The organism is Burkholderia sp. AU6039, assembly GCF_002223365.1.
GTDB lineage: Bacteria > Pseudomonadota > Gammaproteobacteria > Burkholderiales > Burkholderiaceae > Burkholderia.
This window is the reverse complement of record NZ_NKFK01000003.1, coordinates 57,025-82,272: the sequence shown is the minus strand read 5'-3', so window position 1 is coordinate 82,272 and position 25,248 is coordinate 57,025. Positions and strand designations below refer to the sequence as shown.

The following is a 25,248-nucleotide window of genomic DNA, read 5'->3' as shown; positions in this document are numbered from 1 at the left end:
TCCGTAAAAGCGGATCGGGTCAGTCGCGGACGCCGCGGTTCTTCAGCTGGTCGAGCAGCACGGCCGCGAGCAGGATCGCGCCGCGCACGAGGTACTGGTAGAACGCATCGATGTTCAGCAAGTTCATCACGTTCTCGACGGTGCCCATGATCAGCACGCCGATCACGACGCCCGAGATCGTCGCGCGGCCGCCCATCAGCGACACGCCGCCGAGCACGCACGCGGAGATCACGTTCAGCTCGAAGCCCTGCGCGGCGTTCGGCTGGCCCGACGTGATGCGCGAGGCGAGGATCACGCCCGCGAGCGCCGTCACCGCGCCCTGGATCAGGAAGATGTACACGCGCGTGCGTTCGACGTTGATCCCCGCGAGCCGCGAGGCTTCCGGGTTGCCGCCGATCGCGAGCGTGTTGCGGCCATAGACCGTCTGGTTCAGCAGCACGCCGAACGCGATGAAGCACAGCAGCGTGACCCAGATCGGCAGCGACACGCCGAAGAGCGTGAGCCCGCCGAGCGCGATGAACGTATCCGACGACACGCCGACCGCCTGCCCCTTCGACACGATGAAGCCGAGCCCGCGCACGATCTCCATCGTCGCGAGCGTCGTGATCAGCGCGTTGATGCGCAGGTACGCGATCACCGCGCCGTTCACGAAGCCGATCGCGGCGCCGGCCGCGACCGCCGCGACGATCGCGACGAACGTGTTGTCGGTCGCGTTCAGCACCATCGCGCACAGCACGCCCGAGAACGCGACGGTCGAGCCGATCGACAGGTCGAAGTCGCGCGACGCGAGACAGAACATCATCGTGCACGCGACCATGCCGATCTGCGAGATCGACAGCGCGAGGCCGAGCATGTTGTCGATCGAGAAGAAGTGATCGACGGTCAGCGACATCGTGATGAACATCACCGCGAAGATCGCGATCAGGCTGTATTCGGTCAGATGCTGCCACCACTTCTGGCGGTCGCTCTGCTGCGGCACCAGCGCGTCGGCCGACGGCTTCACGGCGGCGCTGCCAAGGTTTTCGTTGACTTGCATGATTGAGTCTCCTGCTCCTGCATCGCACGGCCCGCGCCGTGCCTGTCCGATTCGATTGTCGTGTGCTGCGTCAGGCCGCCTCGACGGCGCTCGTCTGCGGCAGCGCCAGGCTCAGCACCGCATGCTCGTTCGCCTGTTCGCGCGGCAGCTCGCCCGCGATCCGGCCCTCGCGCATCACGACGATGCGGTCGGACACGCCGAGCACTTCCGGCAGCTCCGACGACACCATCACGATCGCGCAGCCGCGTTCCGCGAGCCGGTAGATCACGTCGTAGATCTCGTGCTTCGCGCCGACGTCGATCCCGCGCGTCGGCTCGTCGAGGATCACGACCTTCAGGTCGGGCTCCGCGAGCCAGCGCGACAGGATCGCCTTCTGCTGGTTGCCGCCCGACAGGAAGCGGATCTTCTGGCGCCGGTTCGGCGTCTTGATCTTCAGCCGCTGGATGAAACGGTCGGCCGTTTCGCTTTCGGCCTTGCGGTTGATGAAGAGCCCCGCGCGCAGCGAATGGCGGCGGCAGCTGATGTTGATGTTCTCCGCGACCGACGCGATCGCGATGATCCCCTCTTCCTTGCGGTCCTCGGGGCACAGCACGATGCCGTGGCGGATCGCGTCGCCGGTGCGCTTCACGTCGATGCGCGCGCCGTCGAGCGTCAGCGCGCCCGCGCGCCGGTGATCCGCGCCGTACACGAGCCGCATCAGCTCGCTGCGGCCCGCGCCGACGAGCCCGAAAAAGCCGACGATCTCGCCCGCGCGCACCGAGAAGCTCGCGGGTTCGCGCAACGCCGGGCCATCGATGCCTTCGGCCGCGAAGCGCACGTCGCCGAGCGCACGCGGCGCGTAATGGTAGATATCCGAAATCTCGCGCCCGACCATCTCGGCGACGAGCCGTTCGCGCGGCACGTCGGCCAGCGATTCGTGCGACGCGATCTTGCGCCCGTCGCGGAAGATCGTGCAGGCGTCGCACAGCCGGTAGATCTCGTCCATCCGGTGCGAGATGTAGATCAGCGCGCGGCCCTGCGCACGCAGGTCGTCGACGAGCTTGAACAGCACTTCGGTCTCGCGATGCGACAGCGAGCTGGTCGGTTCGTCGAGCGCGATCACGCGCGCATTGCGCATCAGCGCCTTGCAGATCTCGACCATCTGCCGCTGCGCGATCGACAGCCGCCCGAGCCGCGCATCGGGATCGAGATCGACGCCCATCGCGGCGAGCCGCTCGCGCACGAAGCGCTTCGCCTCGCGCTTCCTCACCCAGCCGAACGCATTCGGCAGGCGGCCGAGCAGCAGGTTTTCCGCGACCGTCAGGTCGGGCACGTACTGCAGCTCCTGGTGAATCACCGCGATGCCGGCCGCGATCGACGCGGCCGCACTCGCGAACTGCACGGGCTGGCCGTCGACCAGCACGCTGCCCGCATCGGGCTGGTATTCGCCGCCGAGAATCTTCAGCAGCGTCGACTTGCCCGCGCCGTTCTCGCCCATCAGGCCATGCACCTCGCCCGCATGCACGTCGAACGAGATGCCGTCGAGTGCGCGCACGCCGGGAAAGACCTTGCCGATATTGTCAAAACGCAGTGCCGCTGACACGTCGTCTCCCTACTCTTGCAGATCCATCGATCGCCGGCTGCCGCGTGGCCGCCGCAGCCGGCAAGCCGCTTACTTCGACGCGAGCCCCATCTCGTCGCGCACCTTCGACACGTTGTCGCGCGTCGCGAGCATGCCGGTCGTCAGCGTCAGCGCCGGCGGTGCCTTGCCCTGCGTGATCCACGTGTACATCAGGTCCGAGGTTTCCTCGCCGTGGCGCTTCGGGCTGATGATCACGGTGCCGTAGAAGCCTGTCGGCTGCGGCTTCTTGAACTCGTTCAGCGCCGAATCGGAGCCGCCGATGCCGATGCCGATCATGTTGTCCGCCTTGAAGCCGCGCCCTTCCGCCGCGCGCACCGCGCCGAGCACCGCTTCGTCGTTCAGGCCGTACGCCACCCAGTGCTTGAACTGCGGATTCTTCGTGAGCGCGATGTTCGCCGCGTTGAAGGCGTTCTCGGTGTCGGTCTTCGCCTGCGGCGCCGCGATCACGTTCGCCTTCGGGAAGCCCGCGGCCACCAGCGCGTCGGTCGCGCCGCTGGTGCGGTCATGCGCGGTCGGCAGCTGCTCGTAGGTGATGTCGATCGCGCCAACGTCCTTCATGTCCCAGCCGCGCTTCTTGATCTCGGCCGCGATGCCGTCGCCGACCTGCTTGCCGATGTTGTACGCGGAGATCCCCATGTGCGGGACCGCCTCGATCGGCTTGCCCGCGCCGTCGACGAGGCGGTCGTCCACCGTCATCATCTTCAGGTTGTGCGACTTCGCCTTCGCGACGATGCCCGGCCCGAGCTTCACGTCGGGCGTGCAGATGATGAAGCCCTGCGCCTTCTGCGCGGACAGGTTGTCGATCGCGCTCATCACCTTCTCACCGGACGGCGCGCCGATCTTCACGAGCGTGAAGCCCTTCTGCTTCGCCGCGATTTCGGCGAACTTCCACTCGTCCTGGAACCACGGCTCTTCCGGCTGCTTCACGAGGAAGCCGATCTTGACCGGATCGGCCGCGTGCACGACGGGGCTCCCGATCACCACCGCGGCCGCGGCCGCCAGCGTTACGAACGTTCTGCGTTTCATCTCCAGTGTCTCCTTGTCTTCATCGAACAGGATGCAGCCGCTTGTTGGTTTCGACGCAGCGTGCGCGCGGCCGTCGCACGTGCGGTCTTTCGAATCGTTACGTCAATCGTGTCAGTCGTGATACAGCGCCGCGCGCCCGCCATCGACGGTGATACACGCGGCATTGATGAACGGCGCCTCGTCGGACGCCAGGAACACGGCCGTCATCGCGACCTCCTCCGGCCGGCCGATCCGCTTCATCGGCTGCAGCGCGAGCGTTTCGGCGCGCGCGGCAGCCGGGTCGGGTTGTGCGTCCCACCAGTCGCGCGTGAGCTGCGTCTCGATGTAGCCCGGCGCGATCGCGTTCACGCGCACGTTGCGCGCCGCGTATTCGATGCCGAGCGCGCGCGTGAGGCCCAGCACGCCATGCTTCGCGACCGGGTACGGAAAGCAGCCCGGGATGATCCTGAACGCGTGCGTCGACGCGATGTTCACGATGCTGCCGCGGCCGCGTTCGACCATCCCCTCCAGCGCCGCACGGCAGCCGTGCCACACGCCGTCGAGGTCGACCGCGAAGCAGCGGCGCCAGTCGTCGTCGGTCATCGTCAGCGGATCGGCGAACACGTTGATGCCCGCGTTGTTGACGAGCACGTCGAGCGGGCCGAACGCCGCCTCGGTCTGCGCCAGTGCGTCGCGCACCGCGTCCTGCCGCGCGACATCCGCCTGCAGCGGCAGCACGCGCGCGCCGGCGATCTCGTGCGCAATCCCGGCGGCCGTGCGCTGCGCCTGCGGGAAGTCGAGATCGACGAGCGCGACGGCCGCCCCCTCGCGAACGAACGCGCGGGCGATCGCGGCGCCGATGCCCCGGCCCGCGCCCGTCACCATCGCGACCTTGTCCGCGAGGCGGCCCATCATGCGGCTCCGCCGCGCGCCGCGCGCAAGCCGGCCTGGAACGCGCGCGCGTTCGCCGCGGTCGCGTCGGCCGACTGGCCGGGGCGGTACAGTGCCGAGCCGAGCCCGAAACCGTTCGCACCCGCGCTGAGGAACGGCGCCATGTTGTCGGGCGAGATGCCGCCGACCGGGATCAGCGGCACCGCGCGGTCGATCACCGCGCGCCACGCCTTCACGACCGGCACGCCGAGCTGCTCGGCCGGGAACATCTTCAGCACGTCGGCGCCGTTCGCGAGTGCCGCAAAGGCTTCGGTCGGCGTCGCCACGCCCGGCGCGCTCGCGAGGCCGCGCTCGCGTGCGCGGCGGATCACGGCCGCGTCGCTGTGCGGCATCACGATCAGCGCGCCGCCCGCGTCCTGCACGCGGTCGACATACTCGGCGCGCAGCACGGTCCCCGCGCCGACGATCGCGTCGTCGGGCAGCGCACGCCGCAGCGCCGCGATGCTGTCGAACGGATCGGGCGAATTGAGCGGCACCTCGATGATCCGGAAGCCGGCTTCATGGAGCGCACGGCCGTGGTCGGCCGCTTCGGCAGGCGTGATCCCGCGCATGATCGCGATCAGCGGGCACGCGTCGAACGCACGCATCAGCGCGGCGTGGGGCGCGTAGGGTGCGGGCAAGGTCAGGTCGGACGGCATCGAAGAATCCTCGGCAAACAGTTCATTGGTCGGCGCAGACGGGCTCGCCGTCCGCACGCACGAGCCCGGCGCGCGACGCGATCCGCCACAGCCCGCGGTCGGTCGCATGCGCGACGATGCGAGCGTGCGGGTGGCCGAATTCCTGGAGCGCATCGGCGTAGCGCGCGCACAGGCCGTCATCGCCGATCAGCAGCAGCGGCTGGTCCGCGAGCGCGATACCGCGCTCCGCGAGCATCGCGTCGAGCGCGTTGAGCTCATGGCCGATCAGCAGCCCGGACAGGTAGTCGCCCTGCGCATCGGGCGCGAGCCGGTCGGTCAGGCCGAGCGTGCGCGTGCTGAAGATCGTCGCGAGCAGCCCCGTGCGCTGCGCGCCGCGCGCGACCGAGACGCCGCGCACGAACGCCGCGCGATCGGGCGACGCGCCCGCGCGCATCGTGCGGCCGAGGATCGTGTGGTCGCGCAGCACCGCGAACAGCTCGCCCGTCATGAAGGTCTGGAAGCGCTCGATCAGCCCGTCCCGCACCCACGCCCATTTCGCATGGGTGCCCGGCAAGCCGATCAGTACCCCTGAACGATCGGTGCCAAGCGTGGGATCGCTCGCGAGCGCACCGAATATCTGCGTTTCTTCACCGCGCATCACGTCGGGCAGTTCGCCCGTGGCGATGACACCCGGCACGATCGAGATCGTCGTGCCGCGCGCGGTCGTCACCGTGATCAGGCCCGCGACGAGCGCGTCGGCGCCGGCCGGCACCGCGACGTACGGCGCCTCGCGCCAGCCCTGCGCGCTGCCGACCATCCCGGCGGCGAGCACCGGCAGGCCCGGCGTGCGGTCGAGCCAGTCGCCGCACGCGTCCTCGAACACCGCGTCGAACGCGCGCGCGCTGCCGCCCGGCACATGCATCACGCCCGCCGCACGGCTGCGCGTGTCGATGAGCGCGCCGTGCGCGTCGTACAGGTAAGCGCGCAGCGACGTCGTGCCCCAGTCGAGCGCGATCAGCGCCGGGGTGGCGGAGCTGGCATCCGGAACGGGCCGGGTCGAAGTCGTCATCGTTTGATCCTGCGGGTACCCTGCGGCGGGCTCCAGCCCAGTTCCGCGGAAATGGCTCGCGCTTCGCGCTGCACGAGCGGAATCAGTTCGTCCATCCGGTCGTGCGGCATGTACGGAATCGTGCTCGCGACCGACACGGCCGCGACGATCGCGCCCGATGCGTCGCGGATCGGCGCGGCCACGCAGCGGATCGACGCCTCGTTCTCCTCGAGATCGAACGTATAGCCGCCGGCCGCGTAATGCGCCATGCGCTGCAGGAACGCGCTCGTCTCGGGCCGGTTGTCCGGCTTGAAATTGACGCCGGCAAGCGCCCGCCGGGCGGCCTCGAACAGCGCGCGCCACGTGTCGGGATCGGTGTCGAGCATCATCGCCTTGCCGATGCCGGTCGACGCGAGCGGCATCCGGTGGCCGACGCGCGAGCGCATCTCGAGGCCGCGCGTGCCGGGAATCTTGTCGATGTACAGCACGTCGTCGCCGTCGCGCACGCCGAGATGGATCGTGTCGAGCGTCGCTTCCGCGAGCGCTTCGAGGTGCGGGCGCGCCACCGCGGTGAGCGGCATCTGCTCGAGCGCGATCGTGCCGAGCTCGATCAGCTTCGGGCCGAGCAGGTAGCCGCCCTGCACCTGGCGCAGGTAGCGCGCCTGCACGAGGCTGCTGACGAGGCGGTGCGTGGTGCTGCGCGTCGTGCCGAGCGCCGCGCCGATCGCGCGCATGTCGCGCGCGCCGTTCGCGATCGCCTCGAGGATCGCGAGGCCGCGCAGCAGCGTCTGCGTACCGGCCTGCTGCGCGGCAAGATCGAGCGGCGTGCTGGTCGCGCCGATGCTGTCGGTCAGCGACGCATCGTCCGGCGTCGCACGCCGGGCGTCGAGGGCAAGGGTGTCGGGCATCTTGGTCATGGGGCGGGCTTCTTCAACGGAACCGGTGAAGCCGTTCGCACGATGCCGGCATGGCGTCCGGCATCGCGACGAGGCGGCGGTCGATGCACCGAATAAAGCGCCCGGCGAACTTCATGGAAGGTGTCTCCGTGTGCGTCGGGCGCCGCGCGATGCGTGGGTCCGAAGCTGTGATGTGCTTCGGATTGTAGGAGCGCACGCACTCGTCTCCAATATTTGAGTGCGTTGCCCAGATAATGAGAATTCGACGTGAATCCGCCCGTCTTCGACGTAACGGCGGCTTCATGTGCACGGGGGCGGAACCCGCCGTGCAGCAGGTTCCGCCCCCGTTTGTTCACCGCGCGCCGCGCTTACTGCTGGCTGCTCGTGCTGCGTGCCTGCATGTAGCGCTGGACGTCCGCGAACGACACGCGGCCGTTGCCGGACGAGTCGATCTGCCGGAAGTGGTTCGCGACATAGCCGAGGCCGGCCGCGCGTGCCTGCGATTCGGTGATCGAACCCGTGTTCTGCGCGTCGGCCGCGCTGAACTGCCGCGCGAGCTTGCGCACCACCTGCGCGTGCAGCGCGGCGCCCGTCGTCTGCGTGCCGGCGGTCGGCTTGCGCGCGGCCGGCGGTACATACGGATCGCCGAGCTGCGCCTGGCGCGCACGCACCGGCGCGGCGGCGTCGCTCGCCTGCGCGAACGCGGATACGGATGCTGCGGCGCCGACACAGGCGAGCGCCGCGGCAACGACGATGAAACGATTCTTCATATCAGGCTCCAGTCTGGAATGAGGTCGTCGACGGCAGGCGCGGCGCCACCGCGGGCGCGCGTCGCCTGCCTGGCGCAGCATCAGTGCGCGGCCGCGTTGTAGAAGGTCACGAGGTCGGCTTTCTCCTGCGGACGCGACGTATCGTCGAGATAGACCATGTGTCCGCCCTGATAGTCCTTGATCGTCAGGTTCGGTTGCGTCCCGAGCCGCGCGAGGTCGAGCTCGGTCTGGTAGAACGGCGTCGCGATGTCGTGATACCCGTTCAGCGACAGCACCTTCAGCTGCGGATTCAGCGACAGCGCCGCGGCGAGATCGGGGATCGTGTCCGGCATCGCGAGGCCGTCGTGGGTCCAGTCCCACGTGTTGATCGCATTGCTGCTCACCGAGTAGGCCGACTGCGCGGTGTACTTCAGTTCGTTCGGCAGGTATTTGCCGATCGTGTCGGTGAACGGCTTCGTGATGAACGAGCTCGACGGATCGCCGTCGGCCGCCAGCGGGCTCGACACCGGCACGTTCACGCGCGCGTCGTAGCGGCCGATTAGCGTGCCCGGGATCAGCGACAGCTGGAAGCTGTTGTCGAAGAAGGTCGGGACTACGTTGAAATTCGCATTCCACAGCGACTGCTTCACGCCGGTCGAATTCACCATCGTCGTGACGAGGGTCGGCGGCGGCGGCGTATGGCTCGCCAGGTACGCGTTCACGGCCGGTGCGTAGCTGCCGGCCGTCAGCAGGCGCATCTGGTCCGCGTACTGCGGCAAGCTCGACGGGTTCGGGTTGTCGAGCTGGTAGTACGCGCCGACGGTGCCATACGACGGCACGAAACCCGCGCAGCTCACCGGGCTCGACCCGTTGTTCGAGTTGCCGATGTAGTCGCTCGCCATGTCGCAGTTCACGTTGTAGTTCAGGATCGACGACTGCAGCACGATGCCGTCGAGCTTCACGCCGGCCGTCTCGAGCAGGTTGGCGAGCACGTCGGTGCGCGGCGTGCCGTACGACTCGCCGAACAGGTATTTCGGCGAATCGTTGCGCTGGTTCACGGTGATGTAGCGCGTCACGAAATCGCGGAACGCGCCGCCGTCCTGGTCGACGCCCCAGAACGTCTGGTTCGTGTTCGGCGCGACTGCTTCGGAGAAGCCGGTGCCGATCGCATCGACGAACACGAGGTCGGTCGTGTCGAGCAGGCTTTCCTGGTTGTCGACGAACGGGAACGTCGACGTATTCGCGTTCGGGTCGCCCGTCTGGATCCGGCGCGGGCCGAACGAGCCGAGGTGCAGCCACACCGATGCCGAGCCGGGGCCGCCGTTGTACAGGAACGTGACGGGCCGCTTCGCCGCGGGCTGGTTGTCGGCCGTATAGGCGACATAGAAGAACGATGCTTCGGGCGCGCCGGTCTGCGGATTGCGCGCGACGAGGTGGCCGGCCGTGGCCGTGTAGCGGATCGTCTTGCCGTTGAGGGTGATCTGGTGATGCGTGACGGCGGCCTTTTCGACCGCGGCGGAGGCGTCGAGCGACGCGTTCGCGCTCGACGAATAACTGTTCGGATCGTTGTACGCCCTGTCCACCTGACTGGCGGGATCGGCTGAATTGTCGGCGCTGGCAGCAGAAGACGATGTCACGTCGTCGTTGCAGGCCGTCAGGATCAGCGAAGAAAACACCACTCCCAACAACAGCTTCGCTTTGCTTGCTGGCATCGTTGCTTTCCTTCTCTCGGATGTTTTTTGTGTCGAGCAGCCGGATAAGCCACCCCCCGCCTCGATTGCGGCCGATAAGCCGAGGCGCTGGCCAATATACGCGAGGCCGTCAGCTTTGAAAAATTTTGAAATATTTGGCTGGCGGCCGGTGCGGCGCACACCTTTCAGGAATGCTTCGGTTTGCGAAACGTTGCATTTCACACACCTTTCACGAACTTTCGTGTTTATCCGGGGAAACTAAAAAATCCCCGAATTTCGTGCCATATCGGCCAACAAAAGCACACGGCGCCCGGTATTGCTCAGCAAAGCGAAATAGACGGATTCGTCTAAAGGATGTGGCCCGAAATGATCGCGACATGAATGCGCTGCAGCGCACAAACGGCCCGTGACGGGCGCACGGGCGACGAAACGGTCAATGCGACGGCGCGAGCGCGCCGTTCACTCCGATTGCGGCAGCGCGGCCGCCCCCATCCGGCGAGCGATGACCGCCGCGCGCTGCGCCTGGTACGCCGAGCCGCGATGCGCGTCGAACCAGCGCGGCTTCGGCAGCATCACCGCGAGACGCGCCGATTGCCACGCGCCGAGCCGGCTCGCGGGAATCCTGTAGTAATAGCGGGCGGCCGCTTCGGCGCCGTACACGCCGCGCCCCCACTCGACGGAATTCAGGTAGATCTCGAAGATCCGCTCCTTGTCGAGCACCGTTTCGAGCATCCACGTGATGATGAGCTCCTGCCCCTTGCGGATGTAGCTCTTCTCGCGCGACAGGAACAGGTTGCGCGCGAGCTGCTGCGTGATCGTCGAGCCGCCCGCGACGATCCGGCCGCGCGCCTTGTTCTTCTCCCACGCCTGCAGGATCGCGTCGACGTCGTAGCCGTTGTTGGTCGCGAAAGTCGAATCCTCCGACGCGATCAGCGCGCGCTTCAGGTTGCGCGAGATCTGGTCGTACGGCACCCATTGATGCTGGATCTGCGCGGGCGGTTTGTCGCGCGACAGCCACCACGCGTCGGTGCGCATGAATGCGGTCGAGCCCGGGTTCACGAACGACCACAGCGCGATCTGCGCGAGATAGAACAGTTGCGTCGCGAGCCACGCCCCCGCGAACACCGATCCCGCATAGACGATCCAGCGGGTCGGGCTCACCGTCCGCGCGGGCTGCGTGCCGCTCACCGCCACCACGTGCCGCGCTCCGCTCAGCTCGCCGCGAGCGCCTGGCGCAGCGCGGCCAGCACCGGTGCGCCGTCCGGCCGCACACCGCGCCAGATGAAGAATGATTCGGCCGCCTGCTCGACGAGCATGCCGAGCCCGTCGGCCGTGCGCGCGCCGAGCGACGCCGCATGCTGCATGAACACCGTCGGCTGCGCGCCGTACATCATGTCGTACGCGAGCGTGCCCGCGCCGAACGCCGCCGCATCACACTCCGGCAGCGCGGCATCGAGGCTGCCGGCCGTCGCGTTGATCACCACGTCGTACGGCTCCGCGCGCACGACGTCGGGGCCACCGCCCGCGAGCGTGCAGCCCGCATCGTGCGCGGCCTGCATGAACTGGCCGACGAGCGCTTCGGCCTTGCTCGCGGTGCGGTTCACGATTCCGATCGACAACGGCGCGCGGTCGAGCAGCGGCAGCACGACCCCGCGCGCCGCGCCACCCGCGCCGAGCAGCAGGATGCGTGCGCCCGCCAGCGACACGCCGAGATTCGCTTCGATGTCGCGCACGAGGCCGACACCGTCGGTGTTGTCGCCATGGATGCGGCCGTCGGCGTCGATGCGCAGCGTGTTCACGGCACCCGCCGCCGCCGCGCGCGGCGACAGCGTGTCGGCGAGCGCATGCGCTTCGAGCTTGAACGGCACCGTCACGTTCGCGCCGCGCCCCCCTTCGGCGACGAAGGCCCGCACGGCCGCGTCGAAACCGTCGACCGGTGCGAGCCGGTGCGTGTATTCGACCGGCTCGCCCGTTTGCGCGGCGAATTGCGCGTGGATGAACGGCGACTTGCTGTGTGCCACCGGGTTGCCGAATACGACATAGCGGTCGGCGCCGTGCATCGACGCAATCGCGGTCATGATGCGCGCCCCTCTTCGCCGGCGTTGCCGTTCGCGGCTTCGCCGCCTTCACCGGCCGCCGCGCCATCCGCTTCCGCCAGAGCTTCGGCTTCGGTTTCGGCCGTGGCGTCTTCGGTGTCGATCAGCGTGTCGTCGCCGCCTTCGGCGTCATCCTCTTCCTCGGCCGCGTCGCCGCTCGTCACGGTCGGCGCGTCGAGCACGTTCAGCAACCGCACCGACGCCTCGATCGTCAGCTCGTCGAGCGCCATCACGTCGAGCAACACGCGCGTACCGCGCGCATGCACGCCCAGCCCCGGCACGTGCAGCAGCAGCGGAATTTCCTCGAGGCGCACGAGGTCGCCCTTCACGACGCTCGCGACGACCTGCTTCTTCTGCTCCTGCGCGAGCCAGCGCAGGCACCAGAAATACTCCATCCGGCGCTGGTAGTCGGCGTAGGCCGTGTAGGTGTCGTCGAAGCCCTGCACGACCGCGTACAGATCGGCGTCCTTCGGCTTGAACGGCGCGGCGAGCTTCGCGGTGACGCCATGCTGCACGCACGCGAGCAGCTGCCACTGGTTCACGAGGTCGACGTAGCGGCGCAGCGGCGACGTGCTCCACGCGTACTGCGCGACGCCGAGGCCTTCGTGCGGCGCGGCCGTCGTCTGCATCCGCGTGCGCTTCGGGCCCGGCGCGCCGAAGCCGCGCTGCGAGCGGTAGATGCCCGGCACCGTGTGGTCGTGCAGGAAGGCGCCCCAGGTCGAGTTCGCGAGGATCGCAAGCTCCGACACGATCAGGTCGAGCGGCGACCCGCGGCGGCGCGGCGTGATCGACACGTGCTCGCCGTCGACGTAGAAGTTGTAATCGGTGTTGCGCTGCACCTCGCGCTTCAGCCCGTAGCCCGCGCGCGCGACCTGGCGCTTCTCGAACAGCGCCTGCGCGAGCGGCCACAGCACGGCGATGTCATCCTTGTGCGGATAGTCGCCGGTGCCGGCCGCGAGCGTCTCTTCGTTGACGAGCTCGTCGAGGTGGTTGTGCCGCAGGTTGCTCTTCACGAACACGAGCTCGGCGCGCGTCTCGTTCGCGACGATCTCCTGGGTTTCGCGATTGACGATGATGTACAGCGACAGCGCCGGACGGTAGTCGCCTTCCTTCAGCGTGAACACGTCGACGACGTCGTCCGGCAGCATCGTGATCTTGTCGCCCGGCATGTAGACGGTCGACAGGCGCGTGCGCGCGATCGCGTCGACCGGGTCGCCGCGCACGATGCCGAGCGCCGGCGCCGCGATGTGCACGCCGATCCGCACGCGGCCGTCGGCCAGGTGCTCGACCGAGAACGCGTCGTCGATTTCGGTCGTCGTGATGTCGTCGATCGAGAACGCCTGGACGTCCGCACGCGGCAGGTCGTCCGGCAGCGGGCCGACCGTGACGGCCGGGAAGCCCGTGCCGTGCGGGAAGAATTCCGCGAGGAAGCGCGCCTCGTGCAACGCACGCGGCGACGCGATGCCGCCGCAGTCGAGCATCAGCCGCGCCGGCGACACGCCGCGCGCACCGGCCGCCGCTTCCATCGCCTTGTATTCGATCGAGTTCTTGTCCGGCCGCGTCAGCAGCCCGAGCACCTTGCCCGCGAACGCCTCCGGCAGCTTGCCGGCCTTCAGTTCCTCTTCATACTGCACCTGGACGAGCGCCTGCTGGCGCTTGCGCTCGAGCGACGCGAGCGCCATCTTGAGCTGCTCTTCCGGCGCGCGCTGGTACTGGCCGCGCCCCTTGCGGCGGAAGTAGACGGGCGAGCCGTGCAGGCGCAACACGAGCGCCGCGCGCTCGACCGGGCCGTACGACGCGCCGAAGTATTCCGCGGCCAGCGCCGTATAGGCAAACTCGTCGGCCGGCGCGCATTCCCACAGGAAATCCAGATCGATCTGCTGCGCGGCCGTGTCGGCTTCCTGCATCAGTTCGCTTGCGGCCGGCTTGTCGAATTCGATCAGCACGTCTTTCGCGCGCACCTTCGCCCGCCGCCCGCCGGGCAACTCGACCTGAAACGCGTCGCCCTGGCGCGACAGCACGCTGCCCGCCTTGAAACTGCCCGATTCCTCGAAGAAAACGTTCACTCAGTACTCTCGTTCAGACTGCCGGGCGCCGCATCGGCGGCGCCGCATGATGATGGGAATTCGATCGGCACATGGCCGGTTTAAGACGTCTTTCCGTCGCAAAAGGCGAGAACGTCGTCGACGTAGTCGGCAAATTCGCTGATTCCGTGATCGCTGCCTTCGATCACGCGCGTCTTCGCGCCCGGGTAATGCGCGAGCATCTCGCGGTAATCAAGCACTTCGTCGCCGGTCGCCGCGAACAGATAGTAGCGTTCGGCACGCGTGATCGCCGGCACGCGCAGCGCATCGAGCTCATGCAGGTGACGGCGCTCGACGACGATCGTGCCGCCGCCGTGATACAGCGGCTGCTCGCCGAGATGCTGCTCGAGATCGCGCTGCGGCACGATGGCCGGATTCAGCAGCACGGCCTTCCAGCCGTGCTTTTCGGCCAGCCACGTCGCGTAATAGCCGCCGAGCGAGCTGCCGATGACGGTCACGTCGCGCGCACCGGCCACCTCGGCTTCTGCCACCGCGATCGCTTCGAGCGGGGACACCGACAGCGACGGGCACCGCCACTCGTCAATCCGGCCGAGTTCGGCCATGCGCGTGGCGAGCTGGCGCGACTTCTGCGATTCCGGCGACGACCGGAAGCCGTGCAGGTACAGGATCACGTGCGGCTCCCGAGCGCGTCGAGCAGCTTCTGGTGCACGCCGCCGAAGCCGCCATTGCTCATCACGAGCACGTGGTCGCCCGGGCGGGCGGCTGCAACGACCGACTTCACCAGCAGGTGCAGATCGTCGAATGCGTGCGCCTTGTCGCCGAGCGGCGCCAGCGCTTCGGCCAGGTTCCAGCCGAGCGCGTCGCGCCCGGTCGGCGCGCCGTAGCCGAACACGAGATCGGCGTCGGCCAGGCTCGCCGGCAGTTGCGACTTCATCACGCCGAGCTTCATCGTGTTCGAGCGCGGCTCGAGCACCGCGAGGATGCGGGCATTCTGACGGCCGATGCGGGCACGAAGGCCGGCGATCGTGGTGTCGATCGCGGTCGGATGGTGCGCGAAGTCGTCGTAGACGGTCACGCCGTCCACGCTGCCGCGCACTTCCATCCGACGCTTCACGTTACGGAACGACGCGAGGGATTCGGCCGCCTGCGCGGGCGGCACACCGACGTGGCGCGCGGCCGCGATCGCTGCAAGCGCGTTCATCCGGTTGTGATCGCCCTGCACCTGCCACGCGACTTCGCCGACGCGTTCCGCGTGCGAATACACCGCGAAGCGCTCGTCGACCGGCACGCCGTCCTCGGCCGGCAGCGCCTGCCAGCCGCCGTCGACGCCGAAGCGCTCGACCTCGCTCCAGCAGCCGCGCGCCAGCACGCGCTCGAGCGCGTCCGAGCGGCCGTTCGTGACGATCCGGCCGACACCGGGCACCGTCCGCACGAGATGGTGGAATTGCGTCTCGATCGCGGCGAGATCCGGGAAGATATCGGCGTGATCGAATTCGAGATTGTTCAGCACCGCGGTGCGCGGCCGGTAGTGGACGAACTTCGAGCGCTTGTCGAAGAACGCCGTGTCGTATTCGTCGGCCTCGATCACGAAGAAGCTCGAATCGGTGAGCCGCGCCGACACGCCGAAGTTCAGCGGCACGCCGCCGATCAGGAAACCCGGATTCAGGCCCGCGTCTTCCAGCAGCCACGCGAGCATCGACGACGTGGTCGTCTTGCCGTGCGTGCCCGCGACCGCGAGCACCCATTTGCCGGCGAGCACGTGCTCGCCGAGCCACTGCGGGCCCGACACGTACGGCAGGCCGCGATCCAGGATCGCCTCCATCAGCGGATTGCCGCGCGTGACGACGTTGCCGATCACGAACAGGTCCGGTTTCAGGTCGATCTGCTCGGCGCCGTAGCCCTCGATCAGCGTGATGCCCTGCGCCTCGAGCTGCGTGCTCATCGGCGGATAGACGCCCGCGTCGCAACCCGTCACCGTGTGGCCCGCCTCGCGCGCGAGTACGGCGAGCCCGCCCATGAAGGTGCCGCAGATGCCAAGAATGTGGATGTGCATAGATGAATGCTTTCGCGCCGCCGGGCGCCGTCGATTCGGAAAGGATGCGTGTGCGGCGCGGCGGACGGGCCGTGCGGCCGACGCCCGGCCAACGGCTGTTGCCGCGACACAAAGAACAGTATTGTAACTGACGGCCTGCCGTGCCCGGCGGCCCGAACGCTGCGCGCGAACGGCGCCGGCACGCCGGGCGGCAGGCCGCCGCACCCGCGCTCGGGCCCTGCGGCGATCGAGTATGATTGCCGGATCATGTCTCGTAAAACGCTTCTCGACCCGCGGCGCGTCCGCGAGGAAATCGCCCAGTCCGCCGCGCGCCTGATCGCGGAGGACGGCCTGGACTATGCCGGCGCAAAGCGCAAGGCCGCGCGCCAGTTGCTGGGCGATACGCGCGTTGCCGGCGAATGGCTGCCGGATAACGACCAGATCGAGGAAGAACTGCGCGAGTACCTCGCCCTGTTCCAGAGCGACACGCAGCCGGACGAACTGCGCCGCCTGCGCGAAATCGCGCTCGACTGGATGCGCCGGCTCGCCGAGTTCCATCCTTATGTGACGGGTGCCGTGCTGAACGGCACCGCGAATGCGCATTCGGATATCCATTTGCAGGCATTCACCGACAACCCGAAGGACGTCGCGATCTACCTGCTGAACCAGAACGTCCAGTACGACGTGTCCGAGACGCGGCACTTCGCGGGCCGCGCCGACGTCGAGACGCTCAGTTTCCTGTGGCGCCCGCGGCGCGACGTCGACGCGATCGGCATCCACCTCGCGCTCTATGCGAGCGACGACCTGCGCGGCGCGGTCAAGGCCGACGCGCGCGGCCGGGTCGCCCGTGCGGATGCCGCCGCGCTGCGCGCGCTCGTCGAAGCAGGCAAGACCCCTTCCGAACCGGAATGATTCAACGATGATGATGAAACGCATGTTGGCGCTCGCGGTGGTCGCGGCCGCCGCCGTTGCCGGCGGGCTCGCCGCCGGCCATTGGTTCCGCGGCCCGGCCGACGACGGTGTCGCCGTCGCGGCGCCCGCCGCACACGGCAGCCCGGTCGAACAGTTGTGGGCGGCGTCGCTGACGGGCACCGACGGCAAGCCGGCCACGTTGTCCGCGTTCAAGGGCCAGAAGGTCGTCGTCAATTTCTGGGCGTCATGGTGCGGCCCCTGCGTCGAGGAGATGCCGGAGCTCGTCGCGCTATCGCACCAATACAAGCAGAAGGGCATCCGTTTCATCGGGATCGGCGTCGATTCCGAACAGAACGTGAAGAACTTTCTGCAGAAGGTGAAGGTCGATTACCCGGTATTCGTCAGCGGATATGCGGGCGCCGATCTGGCCCGTAATTTCGGAAATACGGCCGGCGCGCTGCCGTTTACGGTCGTCATCGACGAAACCGGCAAGATCCGCGAGACAAAATTGGGGCAAATCCAGCCGGCCGAGCTGAAAAAGACGCTCGACGCGCTGTAACCTGCCCGAACGGCGGCCCGCACGTTGGCGACAATTTGCCCGTCGATCACCGCAATTTCGCGTGAATTCGCCGACACTTTGGATGCGCGCCGGTAATTCTTGCAGATCGCGTGCGCCCGGCCGTTCGGCAAAACTAGACAAATTTCTCTAAATAGCGCTAAAGTTCGCGCAATTCCGCAGAAATAGAAGCGACCATGACACGATTGCTGGTGCTGCACGGCCCCAACCTGAACCTTCTCGGCACCCGGGAACCGGAGGTGTACGGCCGCGTCACGCTTGCCCAGATCGATCAGGCGCTTGCCGCGCGTGCCCGGGAAGCCGGCGCCGAACTGTCGTCGTTCCAGAGCAACCATGAAGGCGCGCTGGTCGACCGCATCCAGGCCGCGCGGGAGGAACAGACCGATTTCATCCTGATCAATCCGGCCGCGTACACGCACACGAGTGTCGCGATCCGGGACGCGATCGCCGGCGTTGGCATCCCGTTCGTCGAGGTTCACTTGTCGAACGTGCATCGCCGCGAAGCGTTCAGGCACCACTCCTACTTTTCCGACCAGGCCGAAGGCGTGATCTGCGGGCTCGGCTGGAAAGGTTATCTGTACGCGCTCGAGTACGCGCTGGACAAGCTGCAAGGCACGTCGCGCGGCTGATTTCGCGATCTAGATTCAGCGCCGGCCCCTAACCGGCGCTTTCACGTATTGAAAGGGGAATTCCCGATGGATCTTCGTAAGCTGAAAACTCTGATCGACCTCGTTTCCGAATCCGGCATCTCCGAGCTGGAAGTGACGGAAGGCGAAGGCAAGGTGCGCATCGTCAAGAACGCGCCGCCGGTCTACGTGCAGCCGACGGCTGGGTATGCCCCGCAAGTCAGCGCGCCGGCCCCGTCGGCCGCGCTGCCGACCGAAGGCGCTGCCGCGCCGGCCGCAGGCGGCGCAGCCGCTCCGGCGGCCCCGCAGGGCCACGTCGTGACGTCGCCGATGGTCGGCACGTTCTATCGCGCACCGTCGCCGGGCGCGGACCCGTTCGTCCAGGTGGGCGATACGGTCAAGGAAGGCCAGACCATCTGCATCATCGAAGCGATGAAGCTGCTCAACGAGATCGAGTCGGACAAGGCCGGCGTGATCAAGGAAATCCTCGTCGAGAACGGCCAGGCCGTCGAATACGGCCAGCCGCTTTTCGTGATCGGCTAAGTCCGCCGCGCGGCCTGCGGGCCGCGCGCCGCCGATGCCCGCCAGGCGCCGTTCGCGCGCCCCTCGAAGAGACGAATACTCGCTATGTTTGAAAAAATCCTCATTGCCAACCGCGGTGAAATCGCGCTGCGCATCCAGCGTGCGTGCCGTGAGCTCGGCGTCAAGACGGTGGTCGTCTACTCGGAAGCCGACAAGGAAGCCAAGTACGTGCGCCTCGCGGACGAAGCCGTCTGTATCGGCCCGGCCCCGTCGAACCTGAGCTACCTGAACATGCCGGCGCTGATCAGCGCCGCGGAAGTCACCGATGCCGAGGCGATCCATCCCGGCTACGGCTTCCTGTCGGAGAACGCCGATTTCGCGGAACGCGTCGAGCAGTCGGGCTTCACGTTCATCGGCCCGCGCCCGGAAACGATCCGCATGATGGGTGACAAGGTCACCGCGAAGCAGACGATGATCAAGACCGGCGTGCCGTGCGTGCCGGGCTCGGAAGGCGCGTTGCCGGACGATCCGAAGGAGATCGTCAAGATTGCGCGCGCGATCGGCTATCCGGTCATCATCAAGGCGGCAGGCGGCGGTGGCGGGCGCGGGATGCGCGTCGTGCACACCGAGGCCGCGCTCGTCAACGCGGTCAACATGACCCGCGAGGAAGCCGGCCGTGCGTTCGGCAACCCGCAGGTGTACATGGAGAAGTTCCTCGAGAACCCGCGCCACATCGAAATCCAGGTGCTGTCCGACGCGTACAAGAACGCGATCTGGCTCGGCGAGCGCGATTGCTCGATGCAGCGCCGCCACCAGAAGGTGATCGAGGAAGCGCCGGCACCCGGCATTCCGCGCCGCCTGATCGACCGCATCGGCGACCGCTGCGCGGACGCGTGCAAGAAGATGGGCTACCTCGGTGCGGGCACGTTCGAATTCCTGTACGAAAACGGCGAGTTCTACTTCATCGAGATGAACACGCGCGTGCAGGTCGAGCACCCGGTATCGGAGCTGATCACGGGCGTCGACATCGTGCAGGAACAGATCCGCATCGCGGCCGGCGAGAAGCTCACGCTGCGCCAGCGCGACATCCAGTTCCGCGGACATGCGATCGAATGCCGGATCAACGCGGAAGATCCGTTCAAGTTCACGCCGTCGCCGGGCCGGATCACGTCGTGGCATACGCCGGGCGGCCCCGGCGTGCGCGTCGATTCGCACGCCTACAATGGCTATTTCGTGCCGCCGAACTATGATTCGATGATCGGCAAGCTGATCACCTACGGCGCGACGCGCGAGCAGGCGATCAGCCGGATGCGCATCGCGCTGTCGGAAATGGTCGTCGAAGGCATCCAGACCAACATCCCGCTGCACCGCGAGCTGATGATCGATTCGAAGTTCGTCGAAGGCGGCACCAGCATCCACTACCTCGAAAACCGGCTCGCCCAGAAGCAGCAGGTCGCACCGGAAGAAGCGTAAGCATGAGCTATCGCGAACTCGTCGTCGAACTGGCCCGTGAGCATGCGGAGGCGCTGTCCGACGCGCTGCTCGAACTCGGCGCGCTGTCGGTGTCGGTCGAGGATGCCGACGCCGACACGCCCGACGAACAGCCGCTCTTCGGCGAGCCGGGCCTCGTGCCCGACCGCACCGCGTGGCAGCACTCGCGCGTGGTCGCGCTGCTCGCGGCCGACCATGAGCCGGCCGTGCTGCTCGCGGCGGCCGCGAACGAGATCGGCGTCGCCGAGACGCCGGCGTTCACCGTCCGCGAAGTCGAAGAGCAGGACTGGGTGCGTCTCACGCAATCGCAGTTCGAGCCGATCCCGATCGGCGAGCGGATCTGGGTCGTGCCGTCGTGGCACGATGCGCCCGATCCCGACGCGCTCATCCTCGAACTCGATCCGGGCCTCGCCTTCGGCACCGGCAGCCACCCGACCACGCGCCTGTGCATGGAATGGCTCGAGCAGTCGGTGAAGCCCGGCCAGTCGGTGCTCGACTACGGCTGCGGCTCGGGCATTCTCGCGATCCTCGCGAAGAAATGCGGGGCGAACCCCGTCATCGGCATCGACATCGATCCGCAGGCGGTCGAATCGGCGCGGCAGAACAGCGAACGCAACCGTGCGGAAGTCACGTACGGGCTGCCCGATGCATGCCCCGACGGTGAATTCGACATCGTCGTCGCGAACATCCTGTCGAATCCGCTGAAGCTGATGGCGTCGATGCTCGCCTCGAAGGTCAAGCCGGGCGGGCGCATCGCGCTGTCGGGCGTGCTCGCGCGCCAGGCGGACGAAGTGGCGGCCGTCTACGCACGCTACGTCGACATCTCGGTCTGGCGTGAGCACGAAGGTTGGGTATGCCTCGCCGGAACCCGACGCGAAAGCCATTAGAATAGCGCTGTCCTTCACTCTGGCCAGCAGGCCGCCCGGCTCGACATGCTTCTTGCGACGCGCTGCCCTCATTGCGAAACCGTCTTCAGGCTGCAGCAGGAACAGCTCTCGCTGCATCAAGGGCTCGTGCGCTGCGGGCATTGCCACGAAGTCTTCAACGCATCCGAGTCGCTCGTTCCCGAGCACGCGCAGCAGCCCGAGCCGGTCCTGACCGAACCGGCTGCCGCGCAGGATGACGGTGATGCGCATCCTCCGGCCCCGCCTCGGCTGTTCGCTGCCGAAGCGCCGGCCGGGTCACCTTCCGACACCGATTACAAGCCCGAAGGCTGGGACATGTGGGCGCCGTGGCTCGATGCCGGCGTCGACCCGTCGCTGCAGCACAGCGTGCAGACCTTGCGCACCGAGCCGCTGATCCCGCTTGCCCTTCCGTCCATCGAAGCCGGCGTCGTTCACCTGTCGGGCACGCCCGCACCGTTCGCGCCCTCCCCGGCCGAGCTGGCCCCCTCCGCCGCCGTCGAACAGCCGGCCGAATCGCTGCGGACGCAAACGCAAACGCCGCAGGATACCGAACCATCGGCCGCGCCCGTCGAACACGACCCGCGTGAGCCCCGCTTCGTCGCGCACCGTCCGTCGGACGCAGAGACCGCTCGCGACGCCGCCGAACCCGTCGGTACCGCGCACTTCGCCGTGCCGGACGACGAACGCGCGCCGCGCGAACCGCGCTTTGCGTTCACGCCGGCGCCAGCCGTCACCGAAGCCGGGCCCGAGCCTGACTCCGGCACCACCCGGCACGACGAGACGCCCGCCGCATCGACCCACGCGCCGGCCGCCCCCTTCCCCGCTGCGCTGACCGACGACGATCGTCCGCATTTCACCGTCACGCGCGAGACGCGCGCGCCGCAGCGGCGCGGCATGCTCGGCGGCTTTTTCGGCGGCCTCGTCGCTGCCGTGCTCGCCGTGCTGCTCGTCGGGCAACTCGCATGGTGGCAGCGCGAAACGCTGATGATCTACTGGCCCGTCACGCAGGGCTGGTTCCGGCAGGCCTGCGCGCCGCTCGGCTGCACGGTTGCGCCGCCGCGCGCGATCGACGGCCTGCGGCTCGACGCGACCGACCTGCGTCAGCTCGACGGCCCGCGCGAGCTCGAGCTGAAGGTGCCGCTGACGAACCGCTACCGCGTCGCACTCGCCTACCCGTCGCTCGAGCTGACGCTGCTCGACGACACCAACCACGTGACCGTGCGCCGCGTACTCGCGCCGCGCGACTACGTACGCCCGGGCACGCCGATCGACGCCGGGTTGCCGCCCGGCACGACGCAGACGATGGTCGTCCGCGTCGACACGAACGGTGCGCCCGCCTCGAATTTCCGCGTCCAGATTTTCTATCCGTGACGCGCCGCGGCGCGCGCCTGCGCGCCCGTCTCAACCCGCGCGCCCGAGCGGCGCGCTATTTCGGAGCACGAACATGAGCAAAGTTACGCTGGGTGGCAACCCGATCGATCTCGCCGGCACGTTCCCGGCCGTCGGCGCGCAAGCCGCCGATTTCAAGCTGGTTGGCAAGGACCTCGCCGACCTGTCGCTCGCCAGCTTCGCCGGCAAGCGCAAGGTGCTGAACATCGTCCCGAGCCTCGACACGCCGACCTGCGCGACGTCGACCCGTAAGTTCAACGAAGCCGCATCGTCGCTCGACAACACGGTTGTCGTCGTCGTGTCCGCCGACCTGCCGTTCGCCGCTTCGCGCTTTTGCACGACCGAAGGCCTCGAGAATGTCGTGACGGCTTCGACGTTCCGCACCGGCCGCGCGTTCGCGAACGCGTACGGCGTCGACGTGACGAGCGGCCCGCTGAACGGCCTGACCGCGCGTGCGGTCGTCGTGCTCGACGCGCAGGACAAGGTGATCCACGCGGAACTCGTCGGCGAAATCAAGGACGAGCCGAACTACGATGCAGCGCTCGCCGCACTGAAGTAAGCTTTCTTTCGCTTTCCCCTGCCGCGCCGCGCCTTTCGCGCGGCGTTGTCGCGCAGGGTCCCTCATTTCTACAGGAACGCACACCTTGGCTACGTTGATTTGCGGTTCGATCGCCTACGATTCCATCATGACCTTCGAGGGGCGGTTCCGCGAGCACATCCTGCCCGACCAGGTGCACCTCATCAACCTGAGCTTCCTGGTGCCGACGATGCGCCGCGAATTCGGCGGCTGCGCGGGCAATATCGCGTACGCACTGCACCTGCTCGGCGGCGACGCGCGCATCATGGGGACGATCGGCGCACTCGACGCGCAGCCGTATCTCGACCGGCTCGACCAGCTCGGCCTGCGCCGCGACCACGTTCGCGTGCTGCCCGACACGTATACCGCGCAGGCGATGATCACGACCGATCTCGACAACAACCAGATCACGGCGTTCCACCCAGGCGCGATGATGCAGTCGCACCTGAACCACGCGGGCGACGCGCCGGGCATCAAGCTCGCGATCGTCGGCCCCGACGGCTTCGACGGGATGGTGCAGCACGTGGAAGAGCTCGCCAAGGCCGGCGTGCCGTTCGTGTTCGATCCGGGCCAGGGCCTGCCGCTGTTCGACGGTGCGACGCTGCGCCGCAGCATTGAACTTGCGACCTATGTAGCGGTCAACGACTACGAGGCCAAGCTGGTGAGCGACAAGACGGGATGGTCCGAAGATGAAATCGCCAGCCGGGTCGACGCCCTCGTCATCACGCGTGGCGAGCACGGCGCGACCATCCGCCACAAACAGGGCACGGAGCAGATTCCTGTCGTGCCGGCCGAGCGGATCTCCGATCCGACCGGCTGCGGCGATGCCTTCCGGGGTGGCTTGCTGTACGGCATCGAGCATGGCCTCGACTGGGCAACCACGGGCCGCCTCGCGAGCCTGATGGGCTCGATCAAGATCGCCCACCAGGGGCCCCAGACTTACGTACTGACGCGCGCCGAAATCGACGCGCGCTTCGAGACTGCATTCGGTTACAGTCTCAAATGAATTTTGTGGGAGAGCAAAGATGTTGACGAAAAAGACCCTCACGCTCGCGGCCATGCTGACGGCCTCGCTGACGCTCACCGGTTGCTTCACCGCACCCGGTTCGGCGGATGTCTATAGCGTCGGCCAGGCGCAGCGCGAACAGACTGTCCGCATGGGCACGGTCGAAAGCGTCCGCGCGGTGCGCATCCAGTCCGACGGCGGCGGCAGCGCGATCGGCACGCTCGGCGGCGGCGCCCTCGGCGCGGTGGCAGGCAGCGCGATCGGCGGCGGCAAGGGGTCGATCCTGACCGCGATCGCCGGCGGCCTCGTCGGCGCGGTCGCGGGCAACGCGGTCGGCGAAAACCTCAGCACGGCGAACGGTGTCGAAATCACCGTGCGCCTCGACAACGGCGATCTGCGCTCGATCACGCAGGCTGCAAGCGGCGAAGCGTTCCGCGCCGGCGAACGCGTGCGACTGCTGTCGAGCGGCGGCGTCACGCGCGTCACGCACTAACAGGTACCTCAGCACGCGGCGCAAGCCGCGGTCGAACGCATGTGCGAAGCTGCACATGCGTTTTTTTTCGTCCGTACTCGCCGCAGCCGGCGTACGGGCGTCCGGCGTACGGGCGTCCGGTATGCGGGCACATCCACCGGCAAGGACGGACGAAAAAAATCCCGCCACCTGAGCCAGATGGCGGGACTGATTGAGTAGCGCTACTCAACCCACGGACACCACGTGAGTGTCCGGGTGGTGCAGGTCAGCCTCGATTACGGACGGCTGCCGGTCGGGAACGGCCATGCCGCTGCCGGGTTGAGCGCGGTCTTCACGCCCGATGCCGGCGCAACCGATGCGGTCGACGCGGTCGTTGCCGGCGCAGCCTTCTTCACGACGGCCTTCTTCGGAGCAGCAGCCTTCTTCGGAGCCGCAGCCTTCTTCGCCGGAGCCGCAGCCGGAGCAGCAGCGGCAGCCTTCTTCGCCGGAGCAGCGGCCTTCTTCGCAGGGGCAGCCTTCTTGGCAGGCGCAGCCTTCTTCGCGGCAGCCTTCTTCGCAGGCGCAGCCTTCTTCGCAGCAGCCTTCTTCGCCGGCGCGGCCTTCTTCGCAGCAGCCTTCTTAGCCGGTGCGGCCTTCTTCGCAGCAACCTTCTTCACTGCGACTTTCTTGGCGGCAACCTTCTTCGCTGCGGCCTTCTTCGCCGGTGCTGCCTTCTTCGCGGCAACCTTCTTCACTGCGACCTTCTTGGCGGCAACCTTCTTCGTTGCGACCTTCTTCGCAGCAACCTTCTTCACTGCTGCCTTCTTCGCCGGTGCTGCCTTCTTCGCGGCAACCTTCTTCACCGCGACCTTCTTCGCAGCAACCTTCTTCACTGCAACGGCCTTCTTCGCCGGAGCAGCAGCCTTCTTCGCAGCGACCTTCTTCACTGCGGCCTTCTTTGCAGCCGGTTTCTTCTTGGCAAGTGCCATGTTGTTCTCCTTCAGG

General features: G+C 67.6%; 25 protein-coding genes. 10 read left to right on the top strand and 15 right to left on the bottom strand.

Annotated elements, in window-relative coordinates:
* Nucleotides 1-19: 19 nt before the first annotated feature.
* The 14 genes from araH to mpl all read right to left on the bottom strand — a co-directional run bounded on the left by araH (nucleotide 20) and on the right by mpl (nucleotide 16,012).
* Nucleotides 20-1,036: an L-arabinose ABC transporter permease AraH gene (gene araH / locus CFB39_RS02970; protein WP_039353002.1), complete on the bottom strand. Its 1,017-nt coding sequence runs from the start codon at nucleotides 1,034-1,036 to the stop codon at nucleotides 20-22.
* Between the two features lie 70 nt (nucleotides 1,037-1,106).
* Nucleotides 1,107-2,618 carry an L-arabinose ABC transporter ATP-binding protein AraG gene (gene araG / locus CFB39_RS02965; RefSeq protein ID WP_069247094.1) on the bottom strand — a complete coding sequence of 504 codons (1,512 nt, stop codon included), beginning with the start codon at nucleotides 2,616-2,618 and terminating at the stop codon, nucleotides 1,107-1,109.
* A 69-nt stretch (nucleotides 2,619-2,687) separates the two neighbouring features.
* Nucleotides 2,688-3,683, bottom strand: a complete 996-nt coding sequence (locus CFB39_RS02960; RefSeq protein ID WP_069247093.1) for an arabinose ABC transporter substrate-binding protein — start codon at nucleotides 3,681-3,683, stop codon at nucleotides 2,688-2,690.
* Between the two features lie 111 nt (nucleotides 3,684-3,794).
* The gene (locus tag CFB39_RS02955) at nucleotides 3,795-4,574 is read right to left on the bottom strand and encodes an SDR family oxidoreductase (RefSeq protein ID WP_089472128.1); all 780 of its coding nucleotides are present in this window, start codon (nucleotides 4,572-4,574) and stop codon (nucleotides 3,795-3,797) included.
* Nucleotides 4,574-5,251, bottom strand: a complete 678-nt coding sequence (locus CFB39_RS02950; RefSeq protein WP_089472127.1) for a 2-dehydro-3-deoxy-6-phosphogalactonate aldolase — start codon at nucleotides 5,249-5,251, stop codon at nucleotides 4,574-4,576. The genes CFB39_RS02955 and CFB39_RS02950 overlap by 1 nt, the downstream gene beginning before the upstream one ends.
* A 22-nt stretch (nucleotides 5,252-5,273) precedes the next feature.
* The gene (locus CFB39_RS02945; protein WP_089472126.1) at nucleotides 5,274-6,299 is read right to left on the bottom strand and encodes a 2-dehydro-3-deoxygalactonokinase; all 1,026 of its coding nucleotides are present in this window, start codon (nucleotides 6,297-6,299) and stop codon (nucleotides 5,274-5,276) included.
* Nucleotides 6,296-7,195 (bottom strand): IclR family transcriptional regulator, encoded by a 900-nt coding sequence (locus tag CFB39_RS02940; protein WP_089439195.1) that lies wholly within the window; start codon nucleotides 7,193-7,195, stop codon nucleotides 6,296-6,298. Before CFB39_RS02940 ends, CFB39_RS02945 begins: the two co-directional genes overlap by 4 nt.
* Before the next feature lie 347 nt (nucleotides 7,196-7,542).
* Nucleotides 7,543-7,944, bottom strand: coding sequence for an EF-hand domain-containing protein (locus CFB39_RS02930; RefSeq protein WP_089424454.1), 402 nt, complete (start codon nucleotides 7,942-7,944; stop codon nucleotides 7,543-7,545).
* An 80-nt stretch (nucleotides 7,945-8,024) separates the two neighbouring features.
* The gene (locus CFB39_RS02925) at nucleotides 8,025-9,635 is read right to left on the bottom strand and encodes a S10 family peptidase (RefSeq protein ID WP_175238221.1); all 1,611 of its coding nucleotides are present in this window, start codon (nucleotides 9,633-9,635) and stop codon (nucleotides 8,025-8,027) included.
* A 438-nt stretch (nucleotides 9,636-10,073) separates the two neighbouring features.
* A complete protein-coding gene (mtgA, locus tag CFB39_RS02920) occupies nucleotides 10,074-10,811 on the bottom strand; it encodes a monofunctional biosynthetic peptidoglycan transglycosylase (protein WP_089472125.1) in 738 nt (245 codons plus the stop codon).
* 14 nt (nucleotides 10,812-10,825) lie between these two features.
* Nucleotides 10,826-11,692, bottom strand: a complete 867-nt coding sequence (gene aroE, locus CFB39_RS02915) for a shikimate dehydrogenase (RefSeq protein ID WP_089472124.1) — start codon at nucleotides 11,690-11,692, stop codon at nucleotides 10,826-10,828.
* Nucleotides 11,689-13,776 (bottom strand): ribonuclease catalytic domain-containing protein, encoded by a 2,088-nt coding sequence (locus tag CFB39_RS02910; protein WP_089472123.1) that lies wholly within the window; start codon nucleotides 13,774-13,776, stop codon nucleotides 11,689-11,691. Before CFB39_RS02910 ends, aroE begins: the two co-directional genes overlap by 4 nt.
* 80 nt (nucleotides 13,777-13,856) lie before the next feature.
* On the bottom strand, nucleotides 13,857-14,426 hold the full coding sequence (locus CFB39_RS02905) for a YqiA/YcfP family alpha/beta fold hydrolase (RefSeq protein WP_089472122.1): 570 nt from the start codon (nucleotides 14,424-14,426) through the stop codon (nucleotides 13,857-13,859).
* A complete protein-coding gene (mpl, locus tag CFB39_RS02900) occupies nucleotides 14,423-16,012 on the bottom strand; it encodes a UDP-N-acetylmuramate:L-alanyl-gamma-D-glutamyl-meso-diaminopimelate ligase (RefSeq protein WP_373452718.1) in 1,590 nt (529 codons plus the stop codon). Before mpl ends, CFB39_RS02905 begins: the two co-directional genes overlap by 4 nt.
* 42 nt (nucleotides 16,013-16,054) lie before the next feature.
* Between mpl and CFB39_RS02895 the strand changes: the two genes are divergently transcribed.
* The 10 genes from CFB39_RS02895 to CFB39_RS02850 all read left to right on the top strand — a co-directional run bounded on the left by CFB39_RS02895 (nucleotide 16,055) and on the right by CFB39_RS02850 (nucleotide 24,285).
* Nucleotides 16,055-16,699 carry a hypothetical protein gene (locus CFB39_RS02895; RefSeq protein ID WP_039353186.1) on the top strand — a complete coding sequence of 215 codons (645 nt, stop codon included), beginning with the start codon at nucleotides 16,055-16,057 and terminating at the stop codon, nucleotides 16,697-16,699.
* Nucleotides 16,700-16,706: 7 nt separating this feature from the next.
* Nucleotides 16,707-17,258: a TlpA disulfide reductase family protein gene (locus CFB39_RS02890; RefSeq protein WP_089455558.1), complete on the top strand. Its 552-nt coding sequence runs from the start codon at nucleotides 16,707-16,709 to the stop codon at nucleotides 17,256-17,258.
* A gap of 194 nt (nucleotides 17,259-17,452) precedes the next feature.
* Complete coding sequence (gene aroQ / locus CFB39_RS02885) at nucleotides 17,453-17,905, top strand: type II 3-dehydroquinate dehydratase (RefSeq protein ID WP_011350880.1); 453 nt, start codon at nucleotides 17,453-17,455, stop codon at nucleotides 17,903-17,905.
* Nucleotides 17,906-17,971: 66 nt separating this feature from the next.
* The gene (gene accB, locus CFB39_RS02880; RefSeq protein ID WP_089472120.1) at nucleotides 17,972-18,445 is read left to right on the top strand and encodes an acetyl-CoA carboxylase biotin carboxyl carrier protein; all 474 of its coding nucleotides are present in this window, start codon (nucleotides 17,972-17,974) and stop codon (nucleotides 18,443-18,445) included.
* A gap of 84 nt (nucleotides 18,446-18,529) precedes the next feature.
* Nucleotides 18,530-19,897, top strand: coding sequence for an acetyl-CoA carboxylase biotin carboxylase subunit (gene accC / locus CFB39_RS02875; RefSeq protein ID WP_021161890.1), 1,368 nt, complete (start codon nucleotides 18,530-18,532; stop codon nucleotides 19,895-19,897).
* A gap of 2 nt (nucleotides 19,898-19,899) precedes the next feature.
* Nucleotides 19,900-20,802 (top strand): 50S ribosomal protein L11 methyltransferase, encoded by a 903-nt coding sequence (gene prmA, locus CFB39_RS02870; protein WP_089472119.1) that lies wholly within the window; start codon nucleotides 19,900-19,902, stop codon nucleotides 20,800-20,802.
* Nucleotides 20,803-20,847: 45 nt separating this feature from the next.
* Nucleotides 20,848-22,191 carry a zinc-ribbon and DUF3426 domain-containing protein gene (locus tag CFB39_RS02865; RefSeq protein ID WP_089472118.1) on the top strand — a complete coding sequence of 448 codons (1,344 nt, stop codon included), beginning with the start codon at nucleotides 20,848-20,850 and terminating at the stop codon, nucleotides 22,189-22,191.
* 73 nt (nucleotides 22,192-22,264) lie between these two features.
* On the top strand, nucleotides 22,265-22,768 hold the full coding sequence (tpx, locus tag CFB39_RS02860; RefSeq protein WP_089472117.1) for a thiol peroxidase: 504 nt from the start codon (nucleotides 22,265-22,267) through the stop codon (nucleotides 22,766-22,768).
* Nucleotides 22,769-22,853: 85 nt separating this feature from the next.
* The gene (locus tag CFB39_RS02855) at nucleotides 22,854-23,792 is read left to right on the top strand and encodes a carbohydrate kinase family protein (protein ID WP_069247079.1); all 939 of its coding nucleotides are present in this window, start codon (nucleotides 22,854-22,856) and stop codon (nucleotides 23,790-23,792) included.
* A gap of 19 nt (nucleotides 23,793-23,811) precedes the next feature.
* Nucleotides 23,812-24,285, top strand: a complete 474-nt coding sequence (locus CFB39_RS02850) for a glycine zipper 2TM domain-containing protein (RefSeq protein WP_021161893.1) — start codon at nucleotides 23,812-23,814, stop codon at nucleotides 24,283-24,285.
* A 254-nt stretch (nucleotides 24,286-24,539) separates the two neighbouring features.
* On the opposite strand, the gene CFB39_RS02845 is transcribed toward CFB39_RS02850, so the two are convergent.
* The gene (locus CFB39_RS02845) at nucleotides 24,540-25,232 is read right to left on the bottom strand and encodes a histone H1-like DNA-binding protein (protein WP_089424445.1); all 693 of its coding nucleotides are present in this window, start codon (nucleotides 25,230-25,232) and stop codon (nucleotides 24,540-24,542) included.
* Nucleotides 25,233-25,248 lie beyond the last annotated feature (16 nt).